Source organism: Mycobacterium sp. IEC1808 (assembly GCF_002101935.1).
In the GTDB taxonomy this organism is placed as follows: Bacteria; Actinomycetota; Actinomycetes; order Mycobacteriales; family Mycobacteriaceae; genus Mycobacterium.
This window is the reverse complement of sequence record NZ_LQPV01000054.1, coordinates 22,183-35,626: the sequence shown is the minus strand read 5'-3', so window position 1 is coordinate 35,626 and position 13,444 is coordinate 22,183. Positions and strand designations below refer to the sequence as shown.

The 13,444-nt window shown below is 69.1% G+C and carries 14 protein-coding genes; 11 read left to right on the top strand and 3 right to left on the bottom strand.

Annotation, left to right across the window (positions count from 1 at the left end; all coding sequences use genetic code 11):
- The 3 genes from AWB92_RS23320 to AWB92_RS23310 all read left to right on the top strand — a co-directional run.
- Positions 1 to 180, top strand: a 180-nt coding sequence (locus tag AWB92_RS23320; RefSeq protein WP_193791423.1) for a hypothetical protein, incomplete at its 5' end; no start/stop codon positions are given.
- Positions 181 to 332: 152 nt separating this feature from the next.
- On the top strand, positions 333 to 1,493 hold the full coding sequence (locus tag AWB92_RS23315) for an LLM class flavin-dependent oxidoreductase (RefSeq protein WP_085189885.1): 1,161 nt from the start codon (positions 333 to 335) through the stop codon (positions 1,491 to 1,493).
- 96 nt (positions 1,494 to 1,589) lie between these two features.
- The gene (locus tag AWB92_RS23310; RefSeq protein ID WP_142282262.1) at positions 1,590 to 1,958 is read left to right on the top strand and encodes a hypothetical protein; all 369 of its coding nucleotides are present in this window, start codon (positions 1,590 to 1,592) and stop codon (positions 1,956 to 1,958) included.
- Positions 1,959 to 2,006: 48 nt separating this feature from the next.
- On the opposite strand, the gene AWB92_RS23305 is transcribed toward AWB92_RS23310, so the two are convergent.
- Positions 2,007 to 2,474, bottom strand: coding sequence for an SRPBCC family protein (locus AWB92_RS23305; RefSeq protein ID WP_085189881.1), 468 nt, complete (start codon positions 2,472 to 2,474; stop codon positions 2,007 to 2,009).
- 128 nt (positions 2,475 to 2,602) lie between these two features.
- On the opposite strand from AWB92_RS23305, the gene AWB92_RS23300 reads away from it, so the two are divergent.
- The gene (locus AWB92_RS23300) at positions 2,603 to 3,685 is read left to right on the top strand and encodes a serine hydrolase domain-containing protein (protein WP_142282261.1); all 1,083 of its coding nucleotides are present in this window, start codon (positions 2,603 to 2,605) and stop codon (positions 3,683 to 3,685) included.
- 7 nt (positions 3,686 to 3,692) lie between these two features.
- Here the strand turns inward: AWB92_RS23300 and AWB92_RS23295 are convergent, their stop codons facing one another.
- Complete coding sequence (locus AWB92_RS23295; protein WP_085189877.1) at positions 3,693 to 5,273, bottom strand: allophanate hydrolase; 1,581 nt, start codon at positions 5,271 to 5,273, stop codon at positions 3,693 to 3,695.
- Complete coding sequence (locus AWB92_RS23290) at positions 5,263 to 6,669, bottom strand: TIGR00366 family protein (RefSeq protein ID WP_085189875.1); 1,407 nt, start codon at positions 6,667 to 6,669, stop codon at positions 5,263 to 5,265. The genes AWB92_RS23295 and AWB92_RS23290 overlap by 11 nt, the downstream gene beginning before the upstream one ends.
- 269 nt (positions 6,670 to 6,938) lie before the next feature.
- Between AWB92_RS23290 and AWB92_RS23285 the strand changes: the two genes are divergently transcribed.
- The 7 genes from AWB92_RS23285 to AWB92_RS23255 all read left to right on the top strand — a co-directional run bounded on the left by AWB92_RS23285 (position 6,939) and on the right by AWB92_RS23255 (position 13,424).
- On the top strand, positions 6,939 to 7,676 hold the full coding sequence (locus AWB92_RS23285; RefSeq protein ID WP_085189873.1) for an SDR family NAD(P)-dependent oxidoreductase: 738 nt from the start codon (positions 6,939 to 6,941) through the stop codon (positions 7,674 to 7,676).
- Between the two features lie 21 nt (positions 7,677 to 7,697).
- Complete coding sequence (locus AWB92_RS23280) at positions 7,698 to 8,444, top strand: SDR family oxidoreductase (protein ID WP_085189871.1); 747 nt, start codon at positions 7,698 to 7,700, stop codon at positions 8,442 to 8,444.
- A gap of 37 nt (positions 8,445 to 8,481) precedes the next feature.
- Complete coding sequence (locus AWB92_RS23275; RefSeq protein ID WP_085189891.1) at positions 8,482 to 9,225, top strand: DUF899 domain-containing protein; 744 nt, start codon at positions 8,482 to 8,484, stop codon at positions 9,223 to 9,225.
- Positions 9,226 to 9,238: 13 nt separating this feature from the next.
- Positions 9,239 to 10,216, top strand: a complete 978-nt coding sequence (locus tag AWB92_RS23270; protein ID WP_085189869.1) for a sigma-70 family RNA polymerase sigma factor — start codon at positions 9,239 to 9,241, stop codon at positions 10,214 to 10,216.
- An 11-nt stretch (positions 10,217 to 10,227) separates the two neighbouring features.
- Positions 10,228 to 10,803, top strand: a complete 576-nt coding sequence (locus AWB92_RS23265; protein WP_158090400.1) for a TIGR03086 family metal-binding protein — start codon at positions 10,228 to 10,230, stop codon at positions 10,801 to 10,803.
- A gap of 94 nt (positions 10,804 to 10,897) precedes the next feature.
- Entirely contained in the window at positions 10,898 to 12,733 is a 1,836-nt protein-coding gene (locus tag AWB92_RS23260) for a fatty acyl-AMP ligase (protein WP_085189865.1), read from the top strand.
- Positions 12,734 to 12,749: 16 nt separating this feature from the next.
- On the top strand, positions 12,750 to 13,424 hold the full coding sequence (locus AWB92_RS23255) for a hypothetical protein (RefSeq protein ID WP_085189863.1): 675 nt from the start codon (positions 12,750 to 12,752) through the stop codon (positions 13,422 to 13,424).
- Positions 13,425 to 13,444: the final 20 nt, after the last annotated feature.

The following is a 13,444-nucleotide window of genomic DNA, read 5'->3' as shown; positions in this document are numbered from 1 at the left end:
GTCCCGGGCGGCCCGACCGGCGGCGGCGGTCCCGGCGGCGGCGGTGGCGGCGTTCCCGGCGGCCCGACCGGCGGCGGCGGTCCCGGCGGCGGGGGCGGCAGCATCCCCGGTGTCGGTGGCGGCGGCGGTGGACCGGGCGGCGGCGGGGGTTGCGTCGGCAACGTCTGCGGCGGCTACTGACACGCCGGTTCCGGCGAAGACTTGCTCCCAAGCCGGTGGGGTCATGTGAATCTGGCCCCGCCGGCTGAGCAATATCCGGGGTCCGCCCTTTTGACCTAACCTTGGGCGGCTTGAGTTATGGTTCTCCGCAACTCGACCGCAAGGGGACCCCAATGGGCAAGCTGAGGTTTGGATATTTCATCGCCCCGTTCCACCGGGCCGGCACGAATCCGACGCTGGCCCTGCAGCGCGACCTGGAGTTCGTCGAACACCTCGACGCCGTCGGCTTCGACGAGGCGTGGATCGGCGAACATCATTCGGCGGGCAGCGAGATCATCAGCTCCCCGGAAGTCTTCATCGCCGCGGCCGCCGAACGCGCCAAGCGCATTCGCTTTGGCACCGGGGTCATTTCGCTCGCCTATCACAACCCGCTTTGGGTCGCCGACCGGTTGATGTTGCTCGATCACCTCACGCATGGGCGCATCATCGGCGGGATGGGACCCGGCTCATTGCCGACGGATTCCGCGATGATCGGGCTCAACCCCACTGACACGCGCGAGCTCCTGGAAACCAACCTCGACATCGTCGTCCGGCTGCTGGCGGGGGAGACCGTGAGCGCGAAAACCGCCACGCATCAGCTCTTTGACGCCAAGTTGCAGCTGGCCCCTTACTCGGACGGCGGGATCCCGCTTGCGGTCGCCGCGGTCGCCTCGCCGACCGGCGCGCGGCTGGCCGGCAAGCACGGCATCGGGCTGTTGTCCATCGGCGCGACGCTGATCGTCGAGGGCTTCGACGCGCTGTCCTATCACTGGGGCATCGTCGAGGAGCGCGCCGCGGCGTTCGGGACGCAGGTCGACCGCAAGGACTGGAGCCTGGTCGGGCCGATGCACATCGCCGAGACGGACGAGCAGGCCCGCGCCGACGTGAAGTTCGGCATCGAGTCGTGGTTCAACTACTTCCAGAAGGTCGCGGCCTTCCCGCAGATGACCATGCCGGGGGAGCAGCTTGACGAGATGATCGACATCATCAACGAGAGCGGGGCCGGGGTGATCGGCACGCCCGAGCGGGCGCGGGCCCAGGTGCAGCGGCTCTGGGACCAATCCGGCGGGTTCGGCTGCTTCCTGCAGATGGGCCACGAGTGGGCCAATCCCGCCGCCACCAAGCGGTCCGCCGAGCTGTTCGCCGCCGAGGTGATCCCGCACTTCCAGGGTCAGGCCCAGCCGACGCTGGACGCCGCCGCGCGCGCCGGGCAGGTTCGCGAGGGCCTCGCCCAGTCGCAACTGCAGGCCGTCGAGCACATGACCAAGAAATACGAAAGCGAAAAAGGCAGCTAGCGGCGCGCCATTAGCGGTCGGTGTCCGCGTGGACCTCATATCAGGGCAATAGCCCTTTCTCAGCCCACGGCTAACGACGGGGCGGATACATAAACGATGACAACCACAGCCCGCGATCGGCGCCGGCGGCTGCGAATTGTGCGACTGGCTTTGGCCGGGGCCGCGACCCTGGCGATGCTCGCGCTGTTCAATGCCGCGCGCCCCGACACCACACACGCCGCGATCGGACCCGTGCGCCTGACCGACGTGGCCCTGTCGGCTCCCGCCGCCGGCCCCGTCGGAGGCTTCGCAGCCGACGACGACGATTGGGCCCAGCAGCAGGAACAACAGCAGGAACAATTTGCGCTGCAGCAGATGCAACAGTCCATGCAGCAGGCCGAGCAACAAAACGAAGCGGCCCAGCAGCAGTTCTTACAGGACATGCAGCAGGCGCAGACGACCGAGCAACAGGCCAACAACCCCTGAGATGCGGGCGTTACGCGTCCCGAAAACCCTTGCGCGCCAAGCTAATCGTTACCGCCAGCCACGTGATTCGCGTTCGGCCGCCTTCACCAGCCGGCCCGAAAAAAACCGGACGGCGCCGCCGAGCGCCGCCCGCATCACCGGTCCCGTCCCGGGGACTCCCTCGACGAACGCACCGGTCCAGCGAATGTCGGTGCCGCCCGCCGCATTCGGCGTGAATACCACCTCGCCCGAGTAGTCCTTGGCGGGGCTCGGCGGTCCGACCAGCTTGTAGGCATGCCGGTGATCCTGCTCGTAGGCGACGGTTTCCTCCTGCACGAGCAAGGGCCACATGCCCACCTTGCGAATCGCCCCGATGCCGCCCGGCGCCGGATCGCCCTGGCGCGCCCAACTCGACTGAAGGACGACCGGCTTGGCCCACTTCGACCAGTTGGCGCCGTCGACCACCAGCCGGAACAGCGTGGCCGCAGGCGCGCTGCTGGTCCGGTTGATCTCGAACGAGAACTTACGACCCGACATCCCGACTCCCTGAAGATCGCTGAGTGACCCGGATGGCACTGCCGCGTACCCTACCTCCGCCGCCTCGAACACCACCGCGAAGCGTCGTTTCTCTGCGGGGCCTCGCGCCGAGCGCGATCATTCACGGTATGGCTCGGCGGTTCGCGTGTCTCGCGGTCTTGCTGTTGGTCGGCGCCTGCGGCGGCGCCCGCGGCCCCGGGCCCACCACCACGTCGGCAACCGATCACGCCGACGCGGCCGCCCATAGCCAGAACGTGCTGGACGACGCGATCAAGGCCGGGGCGCCGGGATGCTCGGCCGCGGTCGGCGTCAAGGGGAAGGTGGTGTGGACGGGCGTCCGCGGTGTCGCCGACATGTCGAGCGGCAAGGCCATCGCCGCGCAGACGGTGTTCGACATCGCCTCGGTATCCAAGCAGTTCACCGCCACCGGGCTGCTCCTGCTCGTCGCCGAAGGCAAGCTGGCCCTCAACGACCCGTTGTCCCGCTACCTGCCCGAGCTGCCGACGTGGGCGGCCACCGTAACCCTGGCGCAGCTGATGCACCAGACCAGCGGAATCCCCGAGTACGTCGGGCTTCTCGAGGCACAGGGCTATCAGATCGCCGACCGCACCACCGAGGACCAGGCCGTGCAGGCCCTGGCCGGTGTGCCCAAGCTGGAATTTCAGCCCGGCTCCCAATTCGAATACTCCAACTCCAATTACCTGCTGCTCGGCGAAATCGTCCGCCGGGTCGCGCGGCAACCGCTGCCGCAGTTCCTCACCGAACGAATCTTCCGTCCGCTCGGGCTGGCCATGGTTCTGGACCCCACCGGCCCGATTCCTGACAAAGCCGTTCCCTACGAGAACAGCAGCAGCGGTTACCGGCCGACCCAATCTGGCTGGGAGCAGGTCGGTGACGGCGGAATCCAAACGACGCCAAGCCAATTGGTCGGGTGGGCCGACAATTACCGAACCGGCCGGGTGGGCGGCCCCGCGCTCCTCGACGCGCAACTCGCCGGCGCGGTGCCGACCGAACCGGGTAGCGCCGATCGGTACGGGGCCGGCATCTATTTGATGGCCAACGGCACGCTCGATCACGACGGCGCATGGGGTGGGTTCGTCACGGCATTCCGCGTGAGCAAGGACCGAAACACGTCCCTGGCCATCACCTGCAACACCGACAAGCAGGACCCCGAAACCCTGGCCGACTCGTTGGCCAAACTGTGGATGTAGCTGCCGGTCAGCTCTTTTCGGTGAGCCCGGTGACCGTGCGGCCGTCGTCGAGTTCGACCGTCGTCAGCGTCGCGGGCGCGGGAAGGTCCGCCAGCAGCCGCCCCAGCCCGGCTTCCGAAACCCGGAACAGCTCGCCGCGCGACGGCGCTCCCGGTCCGGGCTTGGCGGTGACCCAACCGTCGTGGCGGGCGCCCAGGAGTTCGAGTCGCCGGCGCAGGGATGCAAAACCGAATAGCGCTACCTCGCGGCCACTTTCGACCAGCAGCGTGGGTGGCGCTCCGCTGAGGCGGGCGGCGATGTCGATGGCGATTTGGTCATGGAACGCGGGCACCACGATCATCACGCCGAACGGGCCACCGCCGGCCGTCGCCACACCGGGGACGGCGACCGCGGCCATGTCGAGCAGGTTGCAGAAATTGGTGTAGGTGCCCATCCGCCGGTTGATCGAGAACGGATCGGCTGCGACATCGGCCAACGCGGGATGTTCGGTCGTGGTCGGGAGCAGCAGCGCATCGAAGCCGGCGAGGAGATCGGCGGCGGCGACCCGCGCGCGGGCCAGTGCGTCGGAGTCCGCGGCGAATGCCGCGCCGGTGATTTCGCGTCCCGCGGTGATGATCGCCGCCACATGCGGGTCCGCGCCCGCGGGCGCGGTGTCGAGGAATTCGCCGACCGCGGCGTATCTTTCGGCGACAAACGCGCCGTCATACAGCAGCAGGGCCGCCTCCAGCAGAACCGAGACGTCGACCGGCTCGATGCTCAGCCCCGCGTCGGAAGCGCGAACCACGCTGCGCTCGAACGCGTCTCGGTACCCGTCGCTGAGCGCCGTGAGGTTCGCGGCCGCCGGGACCGCCACCCGCGGTACGTCGGGTGCGGCCAGGCGGACGTCGGCCGGCCAGGTGCGGCTGCGGGCGTCGCGGGGGTCGGGCCCGGCCATCACCCGCGCCGCGGCGGCCGCCAGGGCGAGGTCCGCCGCGAGCACCGAGACGGCGTCGAAGCTCGGGCAGGCCGGAACGACCCCGTGGGTGGGGACGATGCCGAGCGTGGGTTTGATGCCGACGATCCCGTTGAGCGCGGCCGGCACCCGGACCGAACCCGCGGTGTCGGTGCCGATGCCGATGTCGGCGATGCCCAGCGCGACCGCCACGGCGGACCCTGAACTGGAGCCGCCGGCGACCAGGTGAGGATGGCGCGAATTGCGCACGGCGCCATAGGGACTGCGGGTGCCGACCAACCCGGTGCCGAATTGGTCGAGGTTCGTCTTGCCGAGCACGACTGCCCCGGCGCCGCGGAGCCGCTCCACCGCGGGCGCCGTGCTCGCGGGCCGGTAGCCGAATTCGGGGCAACCGGCGGTGGTCGGCAGGCCCGCCACGTCGATGTTGTCCTTGACGGCGACCACCCGCCCCGCCAGCGGAAGGCTCTCTCCCGCGGCGAGCCGCCCTTCGACCGCGTCGGCGTCGGCCAGCACGTCGTCCCGCGCGCGCAGCGTGATCCAGATTTCCGGCCGGTCGACTTCGGCGATGCGCCGATATGCGGCGTCGACGCGCGCGGTGGGAGAGCCCTGCACCGAGGCGGGCGCGTCAGATGACATACGGCGCGATGAGGACCATGGCGCTGGCGACCGCGAAACCGATCAGGAAGGCGATCACCGTAAAACCCATCACCTGGCGGACGTTGAGCTTCGCGATGGCGAGCACCGGCAGCAGCCAGAACGGCTGAATCATGTTCGCCACCCCCTCACCGACCGCGACCGACATCGAGGTCAGCCCGAGGTAGGCAGGCGAGTGCTGGCCGATGGCCAGCGCCGAGTCGACGGCGATGGGTCCCTGCACCGCCCAGTGGCCGCCGCCGGACGGCACGAACAACGAGATGATTACCGACCCGACGAACGTGAGGAACGGCAGCGTGTACTGGTCGGCGCCCCGCACCAGGGCCTCGGCCAGCACCGTCTGCAGCGCCTTGCCCGACCCGGTGGGCAGATAACCCAACAGACCGACGATCCCGCCGTACAGCGGATACTGCAGCAGCAGCGGGCCGGACACCTTCGCCGCGCCCGAAAACGCCCGGATGAAGCGAATCGGCGTCCGGTGCAGCAGAGCGCTGGTGATGGTGAACAGCATGATCATCGACGAGATGTTCAGCGCGAAGCCGCTCAGCACGAAGTACGTGATGCCCGCGACGAACACGATGACGTTGAGGATCCACAGGTTTTCCAACCACTCGGCAAACGTCCGCTTGCCGTCGGGCGCGGGTGGCTCCGGCTCCTCGTCGAAGACCGCCGGATCGGGCTCGAGACCGTCTCGGGGCGCCATGCGCCAGATCGCGACCGCGAGCAGGGCGACCATGGCGATCACGGCGACCCAGTTGTAGGGCTGGAAAACCGTCAGCGTCAACGGCACGGTGATCCCGGCGATCTTGTGGATCACGTTGATCGGGCTGGTCGTGTCGGTGTTGGCAAGCGCGATCGATGACGACAGGCCCTGCGTCCAGACGATGTAGCCCATGAACCCGGTCGCGATCAGGTAGCCGAAATGCGCCCCGCGCAGGCGTTTTGCGACCTGGCGCGCCACCAGGGCGCCCGCCACCAAACCGAGTCCCCAGTTCAGCAGGGACAAGACGGTGCTGACCCCGAAACACAGCAGCGCGCCCTGGACCTGGTTCTTCGGCTTGCTCGCGAGACGGACGATGGCGCGCTTGAGAACGGGCGCCTCGGCCAGCGTGTAACCCGTCACCAGCACGAGCACCATCTGGAAGGCGAAGGTGAAGATGTTCTGCGGTCCCCACACCCCGCCGTACCACGCCTTGAGGATGCCGGAGGCCGACGCACCCCGGACGAGCAGCGCCACCAGCGCCACGACGATGAGCGTGAGGATGACCGCGAACAAGTAGGGGTCGGGCATGACGCGCTCGACGTAGCGGACACACACCTCGGTCAGCCGCTGGATCAACCCGCGTCGTTCCGTTGCCCGACGCTGTGTTGTGGTCATCTGTCGCCCCAATCTCCCCGTTCTGAGAAAATCCCCGCCCAAGGCAACCCCAATTTTGTTGCGGCCGGGTGAATTAAGCGGCACCCGACCGCGATGACAACCGAGGTTGCCAGTAGTCGCCGGCCCGCCGCGCGGCACTCGCGGAAATTGGCATCCGCCTTTGCGATGAGTTTCGGCGACGGAACCTGTCTATACCTGTAGTTCGATCGATTCACAATCGGCGCCCCCGCACCCCCGTGCGGGGGCTTTTCGCTTGAGAGGGGCTTGTCATGGCTTTGGCAGAGGACACACTCGCGGACAAAACGGTCTTGGTCACGGGTGCCAACCGCGGCATCGGTCGGGCTTTCGTGGAGGAAGCCCTGCGCCGGGGGGCCGACCGGGTGTATGCGGGCACGCGAGACGGTTCCTCGTTTCCCGACGAGCGGGTGGTCCCCGTCGCGCTCGACGTGACCGACGCGGCACAGATCCGCGGGGCCGCCGCCGCGGCGGAATCGCTTGACGTGCTGATCAACAACGCCGGCATCGCGCTCTACGACGACCTGAGCGATCCCGTGGTGCTCGAACGGCACCTGGCCGTGAACCTGTTCGGCACCCATGCCGTGACGCGGGCGTTCCTGCCGGCGCTGATTCGTTCCGGGGGAGCGGTGATCAACAACCTGTCGGTCAACGCGTTGGCGCCGCTGCCGATCATTCCGGCGTACTCGGTCTCCAAGGCGGCCGCGCTCAACCTCACCCAGTCGTTGCGCGCTGTCCTAGCGCCCCAGGGCGTGCGGGTTTTCGCGGTTTTCACCGGCCCCGTCGACACCGATATGAGCCGCGAACTCGACATCCCGAAAGCCACCCCGCGGTCGGTGGCGGCGGCCGTCTTCGATGCGCTGCAGCGCGGCGAACAGGACATCTTCCCCGACCCGATCTCCCAATCCATCGCCGCGGGCTGGGACAGCACCCCGGCCAAGGAGCTCGAGCGTCAATACGCCCAGCTGCTTGCGACGGCAACGCCCGCATAACACCATCACCAGGAGGACGAGATGAACAACCTATCCGGCCAGACCGCACTCATCGTGGGCGCCAGCCGGGGCCTGGGCCGCGGCATCGCAACGGCCACGGCCGAAGCCGGCGCCTCGGTGGTCGCCGTGTCCCGCACCGCGACGACGTTTCCCCAGCCGACCGACGGCGCCGGCAGCATCGAAGCGGTCGTCGCCGATGCGGCCGACCCATCGGCGCCCGGCACCCTGCTGGATCGGTACGACCCGCAGGTTTTGGTGCTGGTGGCCGGGGCAAGCCCGCTACCTCGCCCGCTGCAACACCACACCTGGGAGACGTTCTCGGCCAACTGGAACACCGACGTGCGCATCGCCTTCCACTGGCTGCGCGAGGCCCTGCTCAAGCCGCTGCGCCCCGGCAGCCGGGTGGTGGTTTTCAGCAGCGGTGCCGCGCTGGCCGGATCCCCGCTCAGCGGCGGGTACGCCGGCGCCAAGGCCACCCAGCGATTCATCACGGGCTACGCCCAGGACGAGGCGAACCGCGCCGAACTCGGCATCAGCTTCACCGCCCTGATGCCCCGCATCACCCCGCTGACCGAACTCGGCCGCCCCGCCGTGCGGGCGTACGCGGCCCGCGAGGGCCGCTCCGAGGAGGAATACGTCAAGCAGCTCGGCGAACTGGTCAACCCGCAGGTGGCCGGCGCGGCCGTCGTCGAGCTGGCGCAGGCCGACACGGACACAGTCGCCCCGGGCTACCTACTGACCGGCGCGGGTTTGCAGAAGATTGCCTGAAATACGTTCCACCACAACCGAAAGGCTGGAGATGAACATGCAAACGCCCCCGATCGTGTCGGCGCAGGAATGGGAGGCCGCGCGTCAGCGGCTGCTCGTCAAGGAGAAGGAGCTAGGCCGGGCCCGCGACGCGCTGGCGGCCCAGCGCCGCCGGATGCCGTGGCTTGCGGTGGACAAGCCCTACCAGTTCGACGGGCCCGACGGCAGGGTGAGCCTGCTGGACCTGTTCGGCGGCCGGCGTCAGCTGGTCGTCTACCGGGCGTTCTTTGAGCCGGGGGTGGACGGCTGGCCCGACCACGCCTGCCGCGGCTGCTCCATGATCGCCGATCACGTCGGCAACCCGGCGCATCTCAACGCCCGCAGCACCACCCTGGTGTTCGCCTCCCGCGCCGGCCAGGCCGACATCGAGCGGGTGAAGGACCGGATGGGGTGGCGGATGCCGTGGTACACCATCACCGACGACTTCGACCGCGACTTCGGGGTCGACGAGTGGCACGGCACCAACGCGTTCATCCGCGACGGCGAACGGGTGTTCCGCACGTACTTCATCAACAACCGCGGCGACGAGGCGCTGGGTAACACCTGGAGCTATCTGGACATGACCGCGCTTGGGCGCCAAGAGGATTGGGAGGATTCCCCGGAAGGCTACCCGCAAGGTCCGGCGTATGCGTGGTGGAACTGGCACGACGCGTATGGCGATCAGCCGGCGCAATGGTGGGAGGACCCCGAGCCGGGCGAGCGGAATCCCAGCGATCCCCGGCCGTCGCGCAGCGGGTCGTGAAAGGCTTTGGGCCATGCCGGACGTCAGCGTCGACGATTTCGCCCAAGTCGCCGAGCGGTACCGATCCGAGTTGCGGGCGTACTGCTATCGCATGCTCGGATCCGTCGACGAATGCGAGGATCTGGTTCAGGACACCTACCTTCGCGCGTGGCAGGCCTACGAGAAGTTCGAGGGCCGCTCCTCGGTGCGGTTGTGGCTGTACAAGATCGCGACGAACACGTACCTGAATGCGTTGCAAACGCGCAAGCGGCGTCCGCTGCCCTCCGGGCTGAGCGCCCCGGCCGACAGCCCGACGGCCGCGCTGGCCCCGGCGCAATCCGAGATCCCGTGGTTGCAACCCGCCCCCGACAGCCTGCTGTACGGCGCCACCGACGATCCCGCGGTGGTGGTGGCGGTGCGCAGCAGCGTCCGCTTGGCGTTCGTGGCTGCGCTGCAACACTTGTCGTCGTTGCAGCGCGCCGTTCTGGTGCTGCGCGACGTGTTGGGTTGGCAGGCCGGCGAAGTCGCCGAGATATTGGAGACGTCCACGCCGGCGGTGAACAGCGCGTTGCAACGCGCCCGGGCGCGACTGGCCGAGGCCGGCCCGACGCTCGACGAGCTTGGTGAGCCCGCCGAACCCGAGCTGCGCGGCGTGCTGGACCGCTACATGGCCGCCTTCGAACACGCCGACGTCGACCAACTGGCGGAACTGCTGCGCGCGGACGTCGAACTCGAAATGCCGCCCATCCCAACGTGGTTCACGGGGCGGGAGGCGGTACGCGGATTCATTGCCCGGGTGGTGCTACATACGCCGGATCAATGGCGGCTGGCCCACACCCGCGCCAACGGCGCCCCGGCGTTCGCCATGTACCGGCGGGCGGCGGACGGTTCCTTCCAGGCTCACGGCCTGGACGTGCTGTCGCTGGCCGGCGGCCGCATCTCCCGCATCGTCGCCTTCAACGACGCCACGCTGGTCGCGAAGTTCGGGTTGCCCGAGACGTTCCCGGGCTGAGGGCCCGGACCGTGTCCGACACCGACGAACTCCGCGTTCTGGCCGAGGCGACCCGGTACCTGTTCGGCAACCTCCGCTTGGTTCGCGAGGCCGACCTCTCGGCGCCGACGCCCTGCACGGACTGGGACCTGCGCCGGCTGCTGGGGCATCTGCGCAGCTCGCTGACGGATGTCGCCGACGTGCTCACGGCGCGCGACCCAGCCTCCCGGCGGGCGGCGGCCGACGGCGATCCCACCGATCCCGTCGCCGCGTTGCGGGTCGCGATCGTCGACTTGCTCCTCGTGTCGAACACGGAACCCACGACGGGCCGGTGGTGCGAAATCTATGGCCGCTCCCTCCCCGCCAAAACCGTTGTCCACGTTGGGGCGATCGAGATGGTGTTGCATGCGTGGGACATCGCCCAGGCGTGCCGAACCGATCGCCCCATTCCGTCGGATGTCGCCTCGGCGCTGTTGTGCGTTTCGCCACCCCTGGCCGAGGCCGGACTGGCCGGCGGGGTGTTCGCCGCGCCGCTGGAGTCGCCCACGACCGCGACGCCAAGTGACCAGCTAATCGCCCTGTTCGGCCGTCGAGCGAGCCGCCGATGAGCGCGGGGGAGGTTCACCCGGCCGCCGCGCGGGCGCCCGCCGCGGGCCGGCCCGGCAGCCCGGGGCCGCCCTGCCGGGCCCCTAGAATGCGCTCATGGATTGCGGTACCCGCCACGAAGCCGCGGCTCCAAAAGGCCTGCTGCTGATAGAGGACTGCCTGGACGCCGACGGCGGCGTCGCGTTGCCGCCGGGCACCACCCTGATCTCCCTCATCGATCGCAACATCGCCAATGTCGGTGACGCCGTGGCGTATCGCTACCTGGACTACGCCCGCTCCGAAGGCCAGGTCTCGGAGGTGACCTGGACCCAACTGGGAATCCGGCTGCGGGCCATCGCCGCGGAGGTGCAGAAGTTCGCGGCCGAGGGCGACCGGGTGGCGGTCCTGGCGCCGCAGGGCATCGACTACGTCGCCGGCTTCTACGCCGCGATCAAAGCGGGCGCCATCGCGGTCCCGCTGTTCGCACCCGAGCTGCCGGGTCACGCCGAACGGCTGCAGACCGCGCTTCGCGACTCCGAACCCGTCGCGGTCCTCACGACGGCGGCGGCGAAAGAGGCGGTCGAGCACTTTCTGGAAAGCCTGCCGGACCTGCGCACGCCGGAGCTGATCGTCATCGATGCGGTCCCCGACTCGGCGGGGGAGCTGTTCGTCCCCGTCGAGCTGGACATCGACCGCGTGTCGCATCTGCAGTACACCTCGGGCGCGACGCGGCCGCCGGTCGGAGTGGAGATCACCCACCGCGCGGTCGGCACCAACCTGGTGCAGATGATCCTCTCGATCGACCTGCTGGACCGAAACACCCACGGCGTCAGCTGGTTACCGCTCTACCACGACATGGGCCTGTCGATGATCGGCTTTCCCGCGGTGTACGGCGGCCACTCGACCCTGATGGCGCCCACCGCCTTTGTCCGCAGGCCGCTGCGCTGGATCCACGCGCTGTCCGCCGGGTCGAAGCAGGGCCGGGTGGTGACCGCCGCGCCGAATTTCGCCTACGAGTGGACCGCGCAGCGGGGTCTGCCCGCGCCCGGTGACGACGTCGACCTGCGCAACGTGGTGATGATCATCGGTTCCGAACCGGTCAGCATCGACGCGATCCGCACGTTCAACAAGGCCTTCGCCCCGTATGGGTTGCCGCGCACCGCCTTCAAGCCCTCCTACGGCATCGCGGAGGCGACCCTGCTCATCGCCACCATCGACGCTTCCGCCGAGGCATCCGTCGTATATCTCGACCGCGAACAACTGAGCGCCGGTCACGCGGTGCGCGTCGACGCCGACGCGCCCAACGCCGTGACACAGGTGTCCTGCGGCCGGGTCGCCCGCAGCCTGTGGGCGGTGATCGTCGACCCCGACAGCGGATCCGAGCTGCCCGACGGTGAGGTCGGCGAGGTCTGGCTGCAGGGCGACAACGTCGGTCGCGGCTACTGGGGCCTGCCCGAGGAAACCCAGCTCGCCTTCGGCGCCAAGCTGCAGTCGCGCCTGACCGAGGGCAGCCACGCCGAGGGCGCGGCGGCCGGGCGAACCTGGCTGCGGACCGGGGATCTGGCCGTCTACCTCGACGGCGAGATCTACGTGACGGGGCGCATCGCGGACCTCATCACCATCGCGGGGCGCAACCACTACCCGCAAGACATCGAGGCCACCGTCGCGGAAGCCTCGCCGATGGTGCGCCGCGGATACGTCGCCGCGTTCGCCGTACCCGCGAACGGCGAAGAACGCCTCGTCGTGATCGCCGAACGCGCCGCCGGCACCAGCCGCGCCGATCCGCAACCGGCCATCGAGGCGATCGGGAACGCGGTCTCGCGCCGGCACGGTGTGGCGGTCGCCGACGTGCGCTTCCTGCCGGCCGGCGCCATCCCGCGCACCACCAGCGGGAAGCTGGCCCGTCCGGCCTGCCGCGCCGAATATCTCAGCGGCACATTGGGCGTGCGGTAGATGGCATCCTGGCGGTGTGGGTTTGCTGATCCGCCTGGCGGAGCTGTTGATCGTGGTCCTGCCGCTGACGGGCATGGTCATCGCCGCGGTGCGTGCTTTCGGCGCCAATAGGCGCCGCACCGAAGCGCGCCCCGAGCTCGATCGACCGGCCGAGGCCGCGAGCCCGCCGACCGACCGCAGTGTGAATAGTCAAGCGGCGCAATGGCGTTCGCTGCGCCGCGTCATTGAGGAGCACGGCCGGACCGACGCCCGATGGCTGGAGTACGAACTCGACGTGGCCAAGCTTCTCGACTTCCCGCTGATGACCGACATGCGGGACCCGCTCACGGTCGGCTTCCACAAAGCCAAGCTGCGCGCGGACTTCCTGCGCCCCGTCAAGGCCGAAGACCTGCTCGACGACCGGGAAGCGGCGGCGCAGTACCAATCGGCGGTCGAGGACTACGTGACCGCGTTCAACGTCGCCGAGGCCGAGGCGATGCGCAAACGCCGCGGCGACTTCTCCCGGGAAGCCCAACAGCGGATCGCGCGCGCCCAGAGCCTGTTGCGGGTGGCGTCGGATCCCGCCGCGGCGCCGCAGGAACGCCAGCAGGCCTTCGACCGGGCCCGCAAAGAACTCGACGGCCTCCTGGTGTTGCCGTCCACGACCCAGGCCAGCATCGAGCGCGGCATCTCCGGTCAGTTGGAGGGATAGGCCGCAAACGCGACCCGTGC